20 protein-coding genes and 2 other annotated features are annotated in these 17,195 nt (G+C 47.1%); of the genes, 3 read left to right on the forward strand and 17 right to left on the reverse strand.

What is annotated here, in order from left to right:
- Positions 1–76 precede the first annotated feature (76 nt).
- From rpmA to CP943_RS15310, 5 genes are all read right to left on the reverse strand, one after another.
- Positions 77–358, reverse strand: coding sequence for a 50S ribosomal protein L27 (rpmA, locus tag CP943_RS15290; protein WP_003184023.1), 282 nt, complete (start codon positions 356–358; stop codon positions 77–79).
- Between the two features lie 12 nt (positions 359–370).
- A complete protein-coding gene (locus tag CP943_RS15295) occupies positions 371–712 on the reverse strand; it encodes a ribosomal-processing cysteine protease Prp (RefSeq protein WP_020452442.1) in 342 nt (113 codons plus the stop codon).
- Positions 713–724: 12 nt separating this feature from the next.
- Positions 725–1,033 carry a 50S ribosomal protein L21 gene (gene rplU / locus CP943_RS15300; RefSeq protein WP_003184027.1) on the reverse strand — a complete coding sequence of 103 codons (309 nt, stop codon included), beginning with the start codon at positions 1,031–1,033 and terminating at the stop codon, positions 725–727.
- Positions 1,034–1,045: 12 nt separating this feature from the next.
- Positions 1,046–1,120, reverse strand: a sequence feature (ribosomal protein L21 leader region).
- A 73-nt stretch (positions 1,121–1,193) separates the two neighbouring features.
- Positions 1,194–2,060 (reverse strand): M50 family metallopeptidase, encoded by an 867-nt coding sequence (locus tag CP943_RS15305; RefSeq protein WP_020452443.1) that lies wholly within the window; start codon positions 2,058–2,060, stop codon positions 1,194–1,196.
- Positions 2,053–2,844 (reverse strand): peptidoglycan DD-metalloendopeptidase family protein, encoded by a 792-nt coding sequence (locus CP943_RS15310; protein WP_059231343.1) that lies wholly within the window; start codon positions 2,842–2,844, stop codon positions 2,053–2,055. Before CP943_RS15310 ends, CP943_RS15305 begins: the two co-directional genes overlap by 8 nt.
- A 145-nt stretch (positions 2,845–2,989) precedes the next feature.
- On the opposite strand from CP943_RS15310, the gene CP943_RS15315 reads away from it, so the two are divergent.
- Together CP943_RS15315 and CP943_RS15320 are read left to right on the forward strand one after the other, a co-directional pair.
- The gene (locus CP943_RS15315; protein WP_103749546.1) at positions 2,990–3,418 is read left to right on the forward strand and encodes an SRPBCC family protein; all 429 of its coding nucleotides are present in this window, start codon (positions 2,990–2,992) and stop codon (positions 3,416–3,418) included.
- Positions 3,418–3,741: an ArsR/SmtB family transcription factor gene (locus CP943_RS15320; RefSeq protein ID WP_023855421.1), complete on the forward strand. Its 324-nt coding sequence runs from the start codon at positions 3,418–3,420 to the stop codon at positions 3,739–3,741. Before CP943_RS15315 ends, CP943_RS15320 begins: the two co-directional genes overlap by 1 nt.
- Positions 3,742–3,786: 45 nt before the next feature.
- Here CP943_RS15320 and minD read toward each other — a convergent pair whose 3' ends face one another.
- The 11 genes from minD to CP943_RS15375 form a co-directional block, all read right to left on the reverse strand.
- Positions 3,787–4,593 (reverse strand): septum site-determining protein MinD, encoded by an 807-nt coding sequence (minD, locus tag CP943_RS15325; RefSeq protein WP_020452447.1) that lies wholly within the window; start codon positions 4,591–4,593, stop codon positions 3,787–3,789.
- A 2-nt stretch (positions 4,594–4,595) separates the two neighbouring features.
- Positions 4,596–5,276 (reverse strand): septum site-determining protein MinC, encoded by a 681-nt coding sequence (gene minC, locus CP943_RS15330; protein ID WP_023855422.1) that lies wholly within the window; start codon positions 5,274–5,276, stop codon positions 4,596–4,598.
- A gap of 53 nt (positions 5,277–5,329) precedes the next feature.
- Entirely contained in the window at positions 5,330–5,848 is a 519-nt protein-coding gene (mreD, locus tag CP943_RS15335; RefSeq protein WP_020452449.1) for a rod shape-determining protein MreD, read from the reverse strand.
- Positions 5,845–6,753 carry a rod shape-determining protein MreC gene (gene mreC, locus CP943_RS15340; RefSeq protein ID WP_020452450.1) on the reverse strand — a complete coding sequence of 303 codons (909 nt, stop codon included), beginning with the start codon at positions 6,751–6,753 and terminating at the stop codon, positions 5,845–5,847. Before mreC ends, mreD begins: the two co-directional genes overlap by 4 nt.
- Before the next feature lie 30 nt (positions 6,754–6,783).
- Positions 6,784–7,794, reverse strand: coding sequence for a rod shape-determining protein (locus CP943_RS15345; protein WP_003184042.1), 1,011 nt, complete (start codon positions 7,792–7,794; stop codon positions 6,784–6,786).
- Between the two features lie 87 nt (positions 7,795–7,881).
- Positions 7,882–8,556, reverse strand: a complete 675-nt coding sequence (gene radC / locus CP943_RS15350; RefSeq protein ID WP_020452451.1) for a RadC family protein — start codon at positions 8,554–8,556, stop codon at positions 7,882–7,884.
- Positions 8,557–8,610: 54 nt separating this feature from the next.
- Entirely contained in the window at positions 8,611–9,183 is a 573-nt protein-coding gene (locus CP943_RS15355; protein ID WP_020452452.1) for a Maf family protein, read from the reverse strand.
- 150 nt (positions 9,184–9,333) lie between these two features.
- Positions 9,334–10,368 (reverse strand): SPOR domain-containing protein, encoded by a 1,035-nt coding sequence (locus CP943_RS15360; protein ID WP_026579135.1) that lies wholly within the window; start codon positions 10,366–10,368, stop codon positions 9,334–9,336.
- A gap of 205 nt (positions 10,369–10,573) precedes the next feature.
- A complete protein-coding gene (locus CP943_RS15365) occupies positions 10,574–11,323 on the reverse strand; it encodes a prepilin peptidase (protein ID WP_105981122.1) in 750 nt (249 codons plus the stop codon).
- Positions 11,324–11,475: 152 nt separating this feature from the next.
- Positions 11,476–12,774: a bifunctional folylpolyglutamate synthase/dihydrofolate synthase gene (locus CP943_RS15370; RefSeq protein WP_187362334.1), complete on the reverse strand. Its 1,299-nt coding sequence runs from the start codon at positions 12,772–12,774 to the stop codon at positions 11,476–11,478.
- Between the two features lie 81 nt (positions 12,775–12,855).
- Positions 12,856–15,498: a valine--tRNA ligase gene (locus tag CP943_RS15375; RefSeq protein WP_023855427.1), complete on the reverse strand. Its 2,643-nt coding sequence runs from the start codon at positions 15,496–15,498 to the stop codon at positions 12,856–12,858.
- A gap of 60 nt (positions 15,499–15,558) precedes the next feature.
- Positions 15,559–15,791 (reverse strand) — a binding site (T-box leader).
- Between the two features lie 166 nt (positions 15,792–15,957).
- On the opposite strand from CP943_RS15375, the gene CP943_RS15380 reads away from it, so the two are divergent.
- Positions 15,958–16,149: a hypothetical protein gene (locus CP943_RS15380; protein ID WP_020452457.1), complete on the forward strand. Its 192-nt coding sequence runs from the start codon at positions 15,958–15,960 to the stop codon at positions 16,147–16,149.
- 18 nt (positions 16,150–16,167) lie between these two features.
- On the opposite strand, the gene ysxE is transcribed toward CP943_RS15380, so the two are convergent.
- Positions 16,168–17,190: a spore coat protein YsxE gene (ysxE, locus tag CP943_RS15385; protein ID WP_105981123.1), complete on the reverse strand. Its 1,023-nt coding sequence runs from the start codon at positions 17,188–17,190 to the stop codon at positions 16,168–16,170.
- Positions 17,191–17,195: the final 5 nt, after the last annotated feature.

The raw sequence follows: 17,195 nt of genomic DNA on the forward strand, positions 1-17,195 counted from the left end.
GGAAGGTGTTTTTCAGCAAGTCACGGTGCTGTATGTAAAAAACTCCGGTCAGAACGACCGGAGTTTCGTTTAAAGGTTAGGCTACAGGATATACGCTCACTTTTTTGCGGTTACGGCCGAAACGTTCGAATTTAACAGTTCCGTCGACTTTTGCATATAGAGTGTCATCTCCGCCGCGCCCAACGTTTTCACCTGGATAGATTTTTGTTCCGCGCTGACGATAAAGGATGGAACCGCCAGATACGAATTGACCGTCTGCACGTTTAGCACCTAGGCGCTTCGCCTCAGAGTCACGTCCGTTCTTCGTTGAACCTACTCCTTTTTTAGATGCAAAAAACTGAAGATCTAATCTTAGCATGTAGCTCACCTCCTATATTTTGTTCGTCGTTACTTTTAAGTAACCTTTGTAGTCTCGTTCGATCGTTTCAAGGGAGACGATCATGCCTTCGAGAAGGAGCTGCGCCTTTTCAAAAGCCTCCCGATCCGTACCGTCCGGGAATCCGAAAGATAAAAATCCGCCGTCTTCCCCGAGGTCAATGACCGGCTCAATGCCCGTCAGCTTCATGACTGCATTGACAGCTCCAAAGGCGACCGCCGATGCCCCTGCACAAACGAGATCCTGACCATGTTCAGCAAAATTCGCATGTCCCGACATTTCAAAGCCTAAGATGTCTTTGTTCGATCGGGCTCTGGTAACCTTTGCATGAATCATATCATACACGCCTTAAGCGTTGATTTTTTCGATTACAACTTTAGTGTAAGGTTGACGATGACCTTGTTTTTTATGTTGGTTTTTCTTCGGCTTGTACTTGAATACGGTAATTTTTTTCGCACGGCCTTGTTTTTCAACTTTGCCTGTTACCGTAGCGCCTTCAACCGTAGGGCTGCCAACTTTAACATTTTCACCGCCGACAAACAATACGTTGTCAAAAGTAACTGTTTCGCCGGCTTCAGCAGCAAGCTTTTCGACGTATACAGTTTGGCCTTCTTCAACTTTGATTTGTTTCCCGCCTGTTTGAATAATTGCGTACATCTCTGCACCTCCTAATAAACTAAGACTCGCCAATCACAGGGGGCTAAGAAAGCACTTAACACCTGTGCTGAGCGGTTGTAGCACGGGTGCTACATCCATAACATTAAAAAATATACCAGAAAAGAGCCCGAGTGTCAATGTCTTTTAGAAGGATGGACGGTCAATAAACCAAAAGCAGATCTTCCATTGAGGAAGTCGTGCGCTTGTCTGTAAAATAAGCGTGGAGAACTTCGTTTTCATCAAGCTGGCTCAGTTTTTGTCCGTCCTTCTCAATAATGATCGGGTGTTTGCAGCCTCGTTTAAACAGGAGCATGACCTCATAAATCTGCTGTTCAGCGCACACCGTGATCGGGGCGAGGCGTCGCACTTCCCTCTCCTTTCCGTAATAGCGCTCAAGCAAAAAACGGATATGGACGTAATGGCGATTGCGATATTCCTGGTAAAGAGATGCAGCCAAAAATACGAGGAGCACCCAAGCGCTCAGCTGTGACGGGGAAACCAACAGAATTGCCGCGATTAAAACAGTACAGCAAAAGCACGACACAGCCAGCATCACCCGCTGTGCTTTCTGATACGGAAGGTGTTTTGAAAACAGCAAAAACAGCAGCTTCCCGCCGTCAAGCGGCCAAACCGGAAACAGATTAATCAAGAGGATGGTCAGATTGTAAAAGGTAAACGTTTCAAATATATGAGGGCTGACGAGCGAATTGACCGCCAAAAGCCATGCAGCAAATTGAAGCCAGATATGCTGAACAGGCCCCGCGGCGATGACGGCCAGCTCTTCCTTTAACGGTCTGTTGCCATGTTCATCGACTTCAAGCGTTCCCCCAAAAGGCAGCAGGAAAATGCCTTTAATTCTCCATGAAAAATAAACGGCAGCAGCAGCGTGGCCAAGCTCGTGGATCAAAATAACGATCATTAAACAAAACAGCGCTTTAATATGTCCTGTCATGATACCGATCGCCATGACAAGCCACAGCAGCGGGTGAATGTGAAGCTTGGTGAAGAGCTCCGTCCATTTATTCAAATGTGATCACCTGTATCGGATCAACAAATTCCTCTCCTTGTTTGATCGCAAAGTAATAGACGCCTTTTTGATTTTTATCCTGCTTAATCGTTCCGAGCTTCGTTCCTTTATCTATAAAATCGTATAAAGCGACATCCGCTTTTTTCAGCTGGCCGTAGTAGGTATAGCTGTTGTCCGCATGCTGCAAAACCACCGTCAGGCCCGTTTCCGGATTTTTGTCCACTTCAATGACATAGCCTTCCTTCATGCTGCGGATCGCTTCGTCTTCTGTTTCTACCTTAATGCCCTGGCCTGAGAATTTCTCCTGAACCTTTCCCATGGCAGGAACAGCGAGATCTTGATTCACCTCGACCTGACCGGATGGTTTGTCACCTTTCGGTTGAAAGAATGCGAGGGGATCGCCAAACTTGGATTCATACCAATTCTGGAGAGCCGCAAATTGGAACTCTTCAGTAAACACCTGGCTGATGACCGGTTTGATTTGGTTTGCGGGTTCAAACTGGCCTTTGTAGGCAATAGCGGACACAAGGACAAGACATGCCGACAGAAGACATTTCATGATGAGCGCATCCGCTTTGACAAGAGGGTGCTTCCCATTTATCAGCAGGGAGCTTCCCTCAGGCGGAGGGAAGTCTCCGGCCTTTTCATCTTCCGAAAAGGCTGTCCATGCAGGCGGCTTGACCGGCAGCTTTTTGCCGCCTGACGAAAAGGGCTGTTTATCCGGCGCCTTCCGCTTTCTTTTCCTGGCCATTCTTTTTCGAATCTCATCTGCTCTATGACTCATAACCCTCATCCTTTACATTCAGGTTCGTTTGTTCAATGATATGTCTTGTCCCAGGCGTTTATGACGGTATATTGACATAAAACCAAAAGGTTTCATATAATAGATAGGAAACCTTTTGGTTTTACTTTTTTCTAGGAGGTCTATTATGAGCAATCAACAAGTGCCTGATATACATAAACAGGCTGTTTTTCACGCATCGATAGAAAAAGTGTGGGAGGCCGTCGCCACCAGTGAAGGCATCTCCGCCTGGTTTATGCCAAATGATTTCCGTCCGGAGATCGGCTGTGAATTCACCTTGCAGTCTCCGTTCGGCCCCTCCCCTTGCAGAGTGATCGAGCTTGAAGCGCCGCATCGACTCGCTTTCAGCTGGGATACGTCGGGATGGATCGTCACATTTGAATTGAAAGAGCTGTCTGCAGAAAAAACCGAATTTACCCTGATTCATTCAGGATGGGGCGCGCCGGAAGAAACGGTTGCAAAAGCGGGAGAAAAACAAGCGGATGTCCGCAATCGGATGAATGGCGGCTGGGAAGCGATCGTCAATCAAAAGCTGCGTCAGGCAGTTGAAGGCTAGTGACATCATCGGCCGTAAAACATGATGTGTTCCAAGCCGTTTCCGATCCCTCACGGCGAAAGATGCTGAAGCTCCTCGCCGGCAGGGAATTGCCTGTAACAGATATCAGCACTCATTTCCCGATGAGCCGAACGGCTGTTTCAAAGCATCTGAGAATTTTGTCAGAAGCCGGACTTGTCAGCGGAAGAAAAGCGGGCAGAGAAAAACTGTACAGGCTTCATCCCGAACCTCTCGCGGAGCTGCAGCAGTGGCTCGCCTACTTCGACATGTATTGGGACAATAAGCTTTCCTTGTTAAAGCACAAAGTCGAAAACGATCAATGAAACTGCAAAAAAGCAATCTCGTTTTGGAGATTGCTTTTTTGCAAGTTAAGCGCGTACGCCGAAAAATGATTTAATCTTTGCGAAAACGCCTTTATTTTCTTCTTCAAACGACTGTAAAGGCACAGATTCGCCCAGCACGCGGCGGGCGATGTTCCGGTATGCGATTGAAGCTTTATTGTTCGGATCCATGACGACAGGCTCCCCGTTATTGGAAGCTTTAATCACTTCGTCATCATCCGCAACAATACCGATCAGTTCGATCGACAAGTGCTGAATGACTTCATCAACATCCAGCGTATCGCCGTTTTTCATTAAGTGGTTGCGGATCCGGTTGACGACAAGTCTCGGCGGCTCAATATTTTCTTCTTTTTCAAGCAGGCCGATGATCCGGTCGGCGTCACGAACAGCGGAGATTTCCGGTGTCGTCACGACAATCGCTTTGTCAGCGCCCGAGACCGCATTTTTATAACCTTGCTCAATCCCTGCAGGGCAGTCGATGACAATGTAGTCGAAGTCTTGTTTGAGCTGCTGGACAAGCTTGACCATCTGCTCGGGAAGAACAGCCGACTTATCGCTTGTCTGGGCGGCCGGGAGCAAATAAAGCAAATCATCGAAGCGTTTATCTTTCACAAGCGCCTGATGGATTTTGCATCGCTCCTCAACGACATCTACCAAATCATATATGATTCTATTTTCAAGGCCCATGACGACATCAAGATTGCGCAGGCCGATATCCGTGTCAACGAGACATACCCGTTTTCCCAAAATGGCCAAGGCGGTGCCAAGATTTGCGGATGTCGTCGTTTTGCCTACTCCGCCTTTCCCCGAGGTTATTACGATAGCTTCACCCAATTTTACATTCCTCCCTCAAGCCTTGTTAAACTAGGTCTTAAATGAGCTAATTGCTGAAGGCGGTCAATGACCATATTCTCATTTTCATCTAAATAAGCACATTCCATGTCGTTCCCTTCTTGGATGTGGTCTGGGGAGCGATTGAGCACATGATTGATACGCAATTGAGTCGGTCTCATATCCGAAGCCGCAATAACAGCTCGTTTATTTCCATTAAAACCGGCGTGGGCAATCCCTCTTAATGAGCCGAGGATGAAAATATTCCCTCCGGCCTTCACCATTCCTCCCGGATTCACATCCCCAATCAGAAGCAAATCACCCTCCGTTTCGAGGACTTGCCCTGAACGGACAATTTTAGCGACAGAAATAATTTCGCTTTCCGCTTTTAAACGGTTTGCTTCATCTTTGGTCATGACTTCACTTTCAATGGAGTGGATGAACAGATTTTGTTTCTCAGTGATCACATCGGTCAAGATCTGTTCTTGCTCCTCGGTCACATAACGGTGGCCGAGCTTAACGAGCACACTGATTTTCTGGCCTTTTCCATCCATATAATGTTCGAGTGACAGCATATCCTGAAGACCGTACAATAATTCTTCAAAAGAGCATGTGTCATCAAGATGAAGCGTCAATCCATTTTTCGTTCCTTTAATTGTTACGTATTGCTGCTTTTGGGTCTTCACGGTGTTCACCTCAACATCATACTCTTTTCGACATCGGCTCATAAAATCCTCTTTTACTCATTCCTCAGCTCTTTCTTAAGACTGGTAAAAAACCATTTGAACGGGTAAATGAGCAAAAGGCCGCCAACGGCGTTCAGCCCAAGCGTAGGCAGGAGCCTGCCGAGCACAAATTGATGGAACGGCATGATTTCCGGACGTATCAGCATCTGCACGCCATATTGGTAAAATTCAAGAACACAGACGGCGAGCAGCGAAATAAAAATGACGACCAGCGCGTTTGTCTGCAATACTTTGAATGCTTTTGACGATAAATAGCAAATACCGGCAAAACCGAACATATATACACCTAAAAGGTCGGTGTAATTAATATCATATAACAGTCCGAAAATAAATCCATATGTAATGGCAAAAGGCTGATTGACATAAGCCGTCATAAAAACTAAGACAAGCAGCAGAAAACGCGGGATGAGCTGCTGTTCTTCCGTCACAAAAGGCAGGTTGACAAAATCCGCGTAGACGCTGTCAGATACTAAAACAAACATCATCACGACGGGAAGAAGGAAGCGTTTCACGAACCTTCCTCCTCATCGTCCATCTTGTTGACATCCACCGTATCAAGCGTTCTGTCGACGACGATCACGTTATCAAGGTTATACATATCGGCCGCCGGCTCTACATAAGCGATTTTTGTCAAGCCGTAGGAATCGGGTTCAACCTCTGTCACTTTTCCGATTGTCAGGCCTTTCGGAAAAACGCCGCCCGCACCGGAAGTTTCGACGAGGTCTCCTTTTTTCACTTCCCTGTCTTCATCAGGCTCAATGATTTCCATTGACAGCGCCTTTTTCTCAGAGTCGTAGCCGTTGATGATTCCGTTGACCGTTTTCTTGCCTTTATTTGCAGCGATAACCGTAGAAATTCTGTTGTTTCTGTCTGTTGCGCTTAAAAGCTGGACGGTGGAAGTGAAATTGTTCACTTTAGTGCTTTTGATTTTCCCGATCAAGTTGCCGTTTTCATCTGTGACCGCCATATCCTTTTCGACGCCGTGCTTAGAACCTTTGTTAATCGTGATCAGGTTCCACCACTCATACTTATCGGGATTTCTGGCGATTACAGTCGCCAGAATCGGCGTGTAGTCTTTAATTGATTTCAAATGGCCGAGCTCTTTTCTTAAAGACTTATTTTCATTTTCAAGCTCTTGCAGCTTTGCCTCGTATTGCGTCTGGCCGTCGAGCTTTTTCCGCAGGCGCTCATTTTCGCTGTACGTATTTTTTAAGTCTTCGATATTTTCAAAGAAGCCCGCAAAAAATTGAGCGGGCGTATGAAAAATCGTCTGGAATACACCAGTTGTATCGCCAATAAATTTTTCGGGCCAAGTTGCATTCCGGTCATTCTTTAACGAAAATCCAATCATTGCCACTAAAATGATGATACAAAGGAGTAAAAGCATCAACCGTTTATTCGTAAAAAACTGCGGCATGATTATACACCTCTTCTATTCCCTGTGTCCTTAATTTTTGCCTTTAAATAGATGAATTTGCTCGAGAGCTTTACCTGTTCCGATCGCTACACAGTCAAGAGGGTCTTCCGCAATTAAAACCGGCATTTTCGTTTCTTCGCTGATGACTTTGTCCAAGTGGCGCAGCAGCGCACCGCCTCCTGTCAGGACGATTCCGCGGTCCATAATATCAGCCGCGAGTTCAGGCGGAGTTTTTTCAAGCGTATTTTTTACGGCATCGACAATTGCAGTCACAGTGTCGCGAAGCGCCGCTGTAATTTCTTTTTCAGTGATTTCAATCGTTTTCGGCAGACCTGTTAAAAGATCGCGGCCGCGGATTTCCATGCTTTCTCCGTTTTCAGAAGCTTCGGCAGAACCGATTTCAAGTTTGATCGCTTCCGCAGTACGGTCACCGATCATCAAGTTATATGTTTTCCTAATATAAGTAATGATTGCTTCATCCATTTCATCACCGGCAACGCGAATAGACTGGGATGTGACGATGCCGCCGAGGGAAATAATCGCGACTTCGGTCGTTCCGCCGCCGATGTCGACCACCATGCTTCCAGTCGGTTCCCAAACAGGAAGATTGGCTCCAATCGCCGCTGCAAACGGTTCTTCAATCGGATATGCATCTCTCGCCCCGGCCTGGCGCGTAGCGTCGATTACCGCACGCTGCTCAACCGCCGTAATTCCCGACGGGACACAAACCATGACATAAGGCTTTCTCGCAAATAAGCCTTTGTTTTTAACAGCTTTGCTAATATAATGTTTCATCATTGTCGCTGTTGTTTCATAATCAGCGATTACGCCATCTTTCATCGGGCGGAGGGCGACGACATTGCCGGGCGTACGTCCGATCATGTTTTTCGCATCGTTTCCGACTGCAACGATCTGCTTTGTATCTGTTTGCAGCGCAACGACGGAAGGCTCCCTGACGACAATTCCTTTACCTTTCACAAAAACAAGCGTATTCGCCGTTCCTAAATCTATTCCAAGGTCTCTCGCACCAATTCCAAACATTTGTATGTATCTTCCTTTCTTAAAACAATATTCCTAAGCAAAAACCCATAAATTCTATTATAGCTTAATTTAATGAAAAAAAAAGTGTTACAAATATCCTTTTTCTTTTAAGCTCACAAATTTTTGATCACCGATGATGATATGATCGAGCAATTCGATTCCAAGCAGCTGTCCGGACTCGTGAAGGCGCTGTGTAACTTCTATGTCTTCGCGGCTTGGAGCCGGATCTCCGGACGGATGATTGTGGACGCAGATGAATGAGGCTGCGGAGCGCTTTAAAGCTTCCTTAAACACTTCCCTCGGATGGACGATTGAAGAGTTCAAGCTTCCTATAAAAATTGTTCGCTTGTGGATCACCTGGTTTTTCGTGTTCAGATACAGGCATACGAAGTGCTCCTGAGACAGAAAGCGCATATCCCCCATTAAAAAATTGGCCGCATCTTCGGGAAAACGGATCACATAACGGTCTTTGCAGGCAAGGCTGTGAATGCGCCGGCCAAGTTCGAGCGCCGCCAAAATCTGCACGGCTTTGGCGCGGCCGATCCCGGAAATGCTTGAAAGCTCCTCAGCGGATGCTTCTTTTAACAAACGGAGGCCGTCAAACGTTTGAAGCAGCCGGCTTGAAAGCTGAAGAACCGATTCTTTTTTCGTCCCGGTTCTGAGCAGTATCGCGAGCAGTTCATGGTTTGACAAACTTTCGGCGCCTGTGTTGAGAAGGCGCTCCCGCGGCCTTTCTTCATCAGGAAAATCCTTTAATTTCAACGGCAGATCGCTTATGATAAACCCTCCCTTTTGATTCCCTTCTCGTTCGGTTTATCAAAAGGAGTGAAGATCGAACGTTTTCAGCATTCTCATCGTTTTGGAAATCGGAAGACCCACAACTGTATAGTAGTCTCCCTTTATCTGTTTGACAAAAAGCGCGCCTTTTCCTTGTATTCCGTATGAACCGGCTTTATCAAACGGCTCTCCTGTAGCGATGTAAGCGCTGATTTCCTTTTCTTCAAGAGGCCAAAAAAAGACTTCGGTTTCTTCAAAAAATGTTTCGCATCTCTCGCCGTCCTTAATGCAGACGCCGGTAAGCACTGAATGGGTCTGTCCCGAAAGCATGCTCAGCATCCTTTTTGCATCTTCGGCATCTTTGGGCTTGCCCAAATAAGCCCCGTCATAAAGAACAATGGTGTCGGCGCCAAGCACGACGGCATCAGGATATTGTTCGGCTACTGCACGCACTTTTTGTTCCGCCAACCATTTGACGTTTTCTGCTGGTGAAAAGTTTCGAATTAATTTTTCTTCCGCGTTGCTCGTAACGATGCTGTACGGAATCTGAAGAAGATCGAGGAGTTCCTTTCTGCGGGGTGATTGTGAAGCCAATATGAGCTGTCGGGTCATAAGAAGACATCCTTTCAAAGGTTTTTGCATAGGAAAAAAAGATACCTGTTTTATCCTACCAAAAGAACGCCGCCGCCACAATTTCAGAAAAGTAACTTTTTAATAACAAAAATCGTGAAAATAAAAAAACCAGCGCCTCTGCTGGTTTTTTTATTTTATTTGGCTCAGCAATAACTGCTGGCTTTTCCAGCCGTTGGCTGCGGTCGGTTTCTCAAGCAGGTTGACGGCTTCCAGTATGCTCTTCTTTACCTCTTCAGATTCTCCTTTTGATTTGGCGCCGTCAAGTTCAGCTTTGACATCAGCTATGTTTTGAGATGTAACCTCCGCGCCGAGAATCGCTTTTGCCGACAGCTCGGCCGCTTCTTTAAAAGGCTCTAGCAAACCGGGCTCGAGTGCAACCGGAAGCTCTTTTCCGCCCCACGCTTCAAAATCGTTTTCGATTAATATTTTGCCAATTTCAGATGTCATCTGTTTTTCCCCTGTTATTCCGGCGATCACATAAAATCCGTCGTCTTTGGCAATCGAAACGGCGGCATACCCCTTGTCTGCGATTTGAGAGGCCAGCGTCTCCGCTCCTTCTTTAGATGAAAACTTGCCGGCCTGAACGGCAAAGCTGTGAAAAGATTCTCCCGCTTGTCCGCTATTTTTTTGTCCGCTCTTTTTCTCTTCGGCACCTGAGTCACCGGCTTTTACCGCCTGTCCGTTTTCCGCATCCGCACCCAGGCTGCCGGATGCCGGCACTCCTTCTTTATGGGTTGCGAGATTCAGCGCGAACAGCCCGAGTCCCGTGCCGAGCAACACAGCAAAGATAATGGTTGCAGCAAAGCGCTTCAAAGGAAACGTAAGGGACATTTTCGCTTTTCGGTTGTTTTTAGCCTCGTTTTTCTTTTGATAAGGCGCCACCACTTTGGGATCGTCTTTGTACACGGTTTCTTCTTCGTCTGGAGGCGTCCATGTAAATTCATCTGTTTCAGGTGCGCCGTCCTCTTTTGAAGCCGATATTTCCCGTTCCGCCTTTCTCTTTTCTTCCCAGTTTGAAAAGGTGAACTTCTTTTCTTCATTTCTGTTGGAAAACTCTTTTTCATTTCCGTAGATGGTCTCTTCTCTGCCATTGATCATCACTTTAAGCGGGTCTTCCTGGGGCACTTTTTTAGCTGAGTTTTTCTTGCTCTTCCGTTTTTTCATGTGGCTTCCCTCGCTTTCCGTTTATTGTTTTATATTGAGATTAGGCGGCAGATTGGCCGCTCTCTATACGATCGGCAGAGGGAAGCCAGAAGGAAGGAGGAGTTCTCCCAAAGGCTGTCCCTCTTATTGTCCACACTTTATCACAGCCTCAAAAAAAAAGAACAAGACTTTTGTCGTCTTGCCCAAAAAGGTTTCGTCAAATTTTTTACCACCGTGCCATTTGAAGATACCACTCGATCATTGGATTGCCATAGAAACAGCTTATCAGCGTCCCGATCAGAATCGCGGGAGCAAACGGCATAGGTTCATTTTTCTTTAGCTTTCCTGCCAGCAATGCAATCAGACCAAGCACCGTTCCTGCGGCTGCCGAAAGGAAAAAAGCGAGAATGAGGAGGCGGCTGCCGAGCGCCATGCCGAGCACCGCAAACAGCTTTACGTCCCCCCAGCCGATCCCTCCTTTCGTCAAAAGCAGCGTCAAGAGCGGAAGCATGCCGCCGGCAAACGCACCGCTTAAACCGGAATGCCACGGCTCGAGGGGAACAAGAATCCGTCCGACAGCAAAGACAATCAGGAAAAAACAAAGCACAGCATCCGGAATGACCATATGTGTCACATCAGATACAAAGACGATCAAAAGCAGGGAAATAAGAGCAAGCACAATCACCAGCTCCCCCTGATGCCCAACCTGCATACCGGCAAACGCAAACAGGATGGCGGCGGAGAGCTCAACTGCCGGATACACGATCGATATCGGGGTTTGACACCCCTTGCACCTCCCCCGCTGCATCAAATAGGACAAAACAGGTATCAGCTCCGCGAGGCCCAGCTTTCTTTTGCAAGCCCGGCAGAGGGAACGCGGAGCAATCAATGATATCTTTTCAGGGATGCGTCGCCCGGCTGAACTAAAAAAGGAACCGAGCACTAACCCCGCCGTAAAAAGGTAAAAGATGAACATCACTATCAGCCTCGCACAATCAAATTTAACCGCTTCATGGGAAAAAACGGCTTCCTGAGGCTGTTATTTTAGCAAATATGAAGCGCCTCCGCTTTTCATAAAACATAAAAATGCGCAGTCAGCCGATGGCCAAAAGCGCATTTTTATGTTTTTTATTCAGTTAAAACTGCCCTGACAGCGGAAATAAAGTAAAGCGACCCGGTAACAATGACCACCGCTTTTTCATCTTCAGCTTGTTCTTCGATATAGCGGAAAACAGAGCCGATGTCTTCATCACATGTTTTATGATCAGCGGTACTTTGCTCAAACAGCTTTTGAGCGGATTCCGCTCTCGGAAAATCAAAAGATGTGAAGTGAATCGATGACGCAAACGACTCGATTTTGCGGATCATGTCTCTGTACGGCTTATCTTTGAGAGCACTGAAGCATACGTGAATATTTCGCCCGTCGAAGTGGGACGTGATCGTCTCGGCCAGCCGCTCTACCCCTTCTTTGTTATGAGCGCCGTCGATATAAACGAGAGGCCTGTTCAATACCTTCTCAAACCGGCCGGGCCATCCCGCCTTATGAATGCCGCGTTTCAGCTCTTCTTCGCTGATGGCCGCATGTTTTTCGGCTGTCAGCCATTCGGCCGCAAGTATGGCCAGAGACGCGTTTTGCCGCTGATGGGTGCCGATCAGGCTTGTTTCAATTCTTTCATAACGATGTAACGGTGTTTTCAGTGAAAACTGCTCTCCATCGGGCAGTGAACGCTCTCCGGACAGCTCGCAATCCTCATGAAGGGATATAAAAGCAGATTCTGTCTCCATCGCCTTTCGCTTTATCACTTCAGCTGCTTCACGCTGATGAACGGCTGTGATAACAGGAACGCCGTGTTTGATGATTCCCGCCTTTTCTGCGGCAATCTCTTTCAGCGTGCCGCCTAATATTGCCATATGATCATGGCCGATCGAAGTGATGACCGTTAACATCGGCTTCACGACGTTTGTCGAATCCAAACGGCCGCCTAATCCCGTTTCAAAAATAACAAAATCGGTGCGCCGGTATTTAGCAAAATATAAAAATGCGCATGCCGTAATAATTTCAAATTCGGTGGCTGCTCCGAATTCGGTTTTTTCAAGCTCAAGGACGAGAGGCCCGACCTCATTAAAGAGCGCCGTCCATTCGTCGTCCGAGATCGGTGCGCCGTCAACGCTGATCCGTTCGTTAAAGGTAATGATATACGGTGATGTGAAGGTGCCTGCTGTATAACCGGCTTCATTTAATACCGTACGGAGAAAAGCGATCGTTGAACCTTTTCCGTTTGTTCCGGCGACATGAATCGCATTAAGCTTTTTCTCGGGGTGCCCGAGCTTTCTCAGAAGCCATTCCATTCGTTCCAAACCCGGCTTCACGCCGAATTTAAGCCTTCCGTTAATCCAGCTGAGTGCTTCATCAAACGTTTTGAACAAGCGAATTCCTTCCCTTCAATTGATGAAGGTGTTTTCCAGCATCTTTAGAAAGACCTGGAAAACACCTCCTTTTTTCGTTGATTAATTTTTCAATTCGGCAATTCTTTTTTCTACAGCTTCACGTTTTGCCGTATAATCGGCTTCTTTCGCCCGCTCTTCTTCAATGACATGTGCAGGCGCCTTTTTCATAAATCCTTCGTTGCTTAATTTCTTTTGAACCCGTTCAACTTCCTTCGTCAGCTTATCGAGTTCTTTTTGCAGGCGGCTGATTTCTTCCTCAATGTTAATCAGACCTTCGAGCGGCAAAATCAGCTCGGCGCCGGATACGACAGCGGTCATCGCTTTATCGACCGCCTGAATATCCGTTCCGATTTGAAGAAGGCTCGGATTCGTAAAGCGTTCTACGTACGAACGGTTTTCTTCAAGTCGTTCGGCGATTTCCGGCGTGCTTGTTTTAATATAAAGCTCAATCTGCTTGCTAAGCGGCGTGTTGACTTCGCTCCGGATGTTCCGTACAGCGCGGATGACTTCAACGAGAAGCTTCATATCCGCCGCTGCTTCGGTGTCCGTATATTCTTTAACAGCTTCAGGCCACTTGGCGACTGTAATGGATTCCCCTTCGTGAGGAAGATGCTGCCAGATCTCCTCCGTCAGGAAAGGCATAAACGGATGCAACAGGCGCATCGTTTGATCCAGCACATACGCTAAAATAGAGCGGGTCGTCTTTTTCGCCGCTTCATCTTCACCGTAAAGCGGAAGTTTAGCCATTTCGATGTACCAGTCGCAGAAATCATCCCAGATAAAATTGTAGAGATGGCGGCCAACCTCGCCGAATTCGTACTTGTCAGCCAGCTGTGTCACAGTTTCAATCGTTTCGTTCAACCTTGTTAAAATCCACTTATCGGCAACTGATTTTTCTCCTGACAGATCAAGCTCTTCGTATGTCATGCCGTCCATGTTCATCAGGGCGAACCTTGATGCGTTCCAAATCTTGTTCGCAAAATTCCATGTTGACTCCACTTTTTCAAAGCTGAAGCGTAAATCCTGCCCTGGAGAGCTTCCCGTCGCAAGGAAGTAGCGCAGCGAATCCGCTCCGTACTTATCGATCACATCCATCGGATCGACGCCGTTTCCGAGCGATTTGCTCATTTTGCGGCCCTGGTCATCGCGGATAAGCCCGTGGATCAAAACATCTTTAAACGGACGTTCTCCGGTAAATTCGATACCTTGGAAGATCATTCTGGATACCCAGAAGAAAATGATATCGTATCCTGTGACAAGGACGTTCGTCGGATAGTAACGCTTGAAATCTTCCTCATCGATATCCGGCCAGCCCATCGTTGAAAACGGCCAAAGAGCGGAACTGAACCATGTGTCAAGAACGTCTTTGTCCTGCTCCCAGTTTTCGGCATCTTCAGGAGCTTCAGCGCCCACATAGATTTCCCCCGTTTCTTTATGGTACCACGCAGGAATACGGTGGCCCCACCAAAGCTGGCGGGAAATGCACCAGTCGCGGATATTTTCCATCCAGTGCAGATACGTTTTTTCAAAACGGTCAGGGACGAAGTTGACTTTTCCTTCGCTTTTTTGCAATTCGATGGCGGCATCGGCAAGCGGCTGCATTTGCACGAACCACTGCGTTGACAAATACGGCTCAACGACTGCTCCGCTGCGTTCGCTGTGGCCGACCGAATGCGTATGTTCTTCAATCTTGAACAGCACGCCCTCTTCCTGAAGATCTTTCACGATCTGCTTGCGGCATTCAAAACGGTCCATGCCTTTATATTGAAGCGCCTTGTCATTCATTGTGCCGTCTTCATTCATAACGAGAATGCGTTCAAGGTTGTGGCGGTTTCCGATTTCAAAGTCGTTCGGATCATGGGCAGGTGTAATTTTGACGGCACCTGAGCCGAATTCCATATCGACGTAGTCGTCTCCGACAATCGGAATTTCCCTTCCTGTGATCGGCAGAATAACCGTTTTTCCGATTAGGTGTTTGTACCGCTCGTCTTCCGGATGTACCGCAACCGCTGTATCGCCGAGCATCGTTTCCGGACGGGTCGTCGCAATTTCAATCGAGCCTGAACCGTCTTTCAGCGGATAGCGCATATGATAGAACGCGCCTTGTACGTCTTTATAGATGACTTCGATGTCAGACAGAGCCGTTTTAGTGGCCGGGTCCCAGTTAATGATATATTCTCCGCGGTAAATCAGCCCTTTTTCATATAGCTTCACAAATACTTCGCGAACCGCTTTAGAAAGCCCTTCATCAAGGGTGAAACGCTCCCTTGAATAGTCAAGGCCAAGCCCGATTTTCGCCCATTGGCTGCGAATAAAATCGGCATATTCCTCTTTCCATTTCCATGTTTCTTCAAGGAATTTTTCGCGGCCGAGATCATAGCGCGTTTTTCCTTCTTCGCGAAGCTTCGCTTCTACTTTTGCCTGAGTTGCAATACCGGCGTGATCCATACCCGGCAGCCAGAGCACGTCATAGCCCTGCATCCGTTTCATTCTTGTCACGATATCCTGCAAGGTGGAATCCCAAGCATGCCCCAAGTGCAGCTTACCCGTCACATTCGGCGGGGGAATGACAACGGTGTACGGTTCTTTTTCAGGGTCGTTTTTCGCTTCAAAAAATTTGCCGTTCACCCAATAGTCGTATCTGTCTTTTTCAACTGCAGACGGATCGTATTTTGTCGGCATCGTCAGTTCTTGATTATCCATTTTCAAACCTCCAACAGTATTAAACGGCTGAACAATAAAAAAGAGCCCTCTCGATCCTGTTAAAAGGACGAAGAGAACTCTCTCGCGGTACCACCTTTTTTCATGAATGCGAAAAAAACGCATTCACGCACTTAAATGGGATAACGGGACTTTCCCGAATTTCTCTACTTTTTGTTCGAGAAATTGCGCTCCTGGGCGACCTTCCAAAAAAGACTGACTGGGAGCCTTTCAGCGAACCGGCTTCCCTCTCTGCAAGCGTCTGTTTTTGTACTCTTCCCATTCAAAGCGGGTGATCATTGACTTTTCAGCACGTACTTTTTCTTTTTCTTATATTACTAAATCTTTTTCATTTTCGTCAATCATCTTTTCCGTTTTTCTCTTGTTTTATACGATACTGGGCCATGCACACAAGCTCCTTTTCCTCATATGATGCTGTAACGATAAGAGAGGAGGCATAAGATGCGAAAAAAATTCAACACACATTCATTCCAGCCGTGGCTGAAGCAAGTCAGGCTTGTTGCTGTTCAAGTCGTCCTCCCGATCACGATCTTCCAGGGCATACGCACGATCATCTTTCCGACCACATTTGATGTCCTCCTTTTGGGCATTCTCATATTCCTTGCGTGCGCCTTTCACCTTGACTGGATATAAGCACGAAAAAAGTCCGCATCATGATGATGGGGACTCTGTTTCTTCCTGCAGTTTTCTGTTTTCTTCCGTCTCGTGAATGCTCATCACAAGCGGTTCGGCGTTTTTCATTTGCCAGTACGCCTTCAAAAGCATTGTACAGGCTTCTTTTTCTCCGGGCCCCTTCTCAAGGTCGTAGCGGTTCAGCACACCGTATACAGGCCCGGGGTAAGCCATATAGCTGAGGAATAAGCTGATTTCTTCCTCCCGCAAAGGATAGACATTGTGATACGTATAAAACCAGTTTACACATTCCGTGCACATCACGGGATTCGTCTTAAACATTCTTGTGAAAAATACGATGAGATCGTTCGCTGGGGGCCCGTGTCCCGCTTTCTCAAAGTTCGTAAAGTAACCCGTTCCGGTATCGTTATAGAGAAAATGCCGGACGGACAGCTGCCCGTGGTTTAAAACCATTCTCGAAGACTCTTTGTCTTTCATGGTCTCATACCACTCTTCAAGGCGGGCAAGCGCAAAGTCTGCAGCTGATATCGTCTCTTTGAAATACATGGCTGCCTGAAGCTGGAACGGGGACATATACCATTCGTTTTCCGCTCTTGAGATGAATTCTTCATATTTCTGTTTTTGCTGTTCCCATTTCCGTTTTGTCCGTTCATAGTGCCCGAGTATTTCTTCCCGCCTCACACCGAGCTCTTTTTCCGTTCGCTGGTGAAGAAGAGCGATTTCTTTAAACATATATTCGTGTTTTTGGTCACGCTCTTCCTCTCTTTCAAGGGTAAGCCAAGGCATGAGATAACAGACATCTTCTCCGGCTTGCGTTAAAAATTCGCCCGTGCGGTTTCGATAGACGGGGACAAACTGCCTGTAGCCTTTTTCCTCCAGCATGATCATCTGTTCTGTGAAGCGGGCGTTTCTTGAAGCCGCCAATTTTTTCAGGGCGAATACACCGTGATCCGTATACACTTTCCATACCTTTGGACTGACCGATTCCATATATTCAGGCGTAAGACCGTACTCATTTAAAACAGACTGGATGCCTTCCATCGGCT

Origin of the sequence: Bacillus paralicheniformis, assembly GCF_002993925.1 — a bacterium.
GTDB classification, from domain to species: domain Bacteria; phylum Bacillota; class Bacilli; order Bacillales; family Bacillaceae; genus Bacillus; species Bacillus paralicheniformis.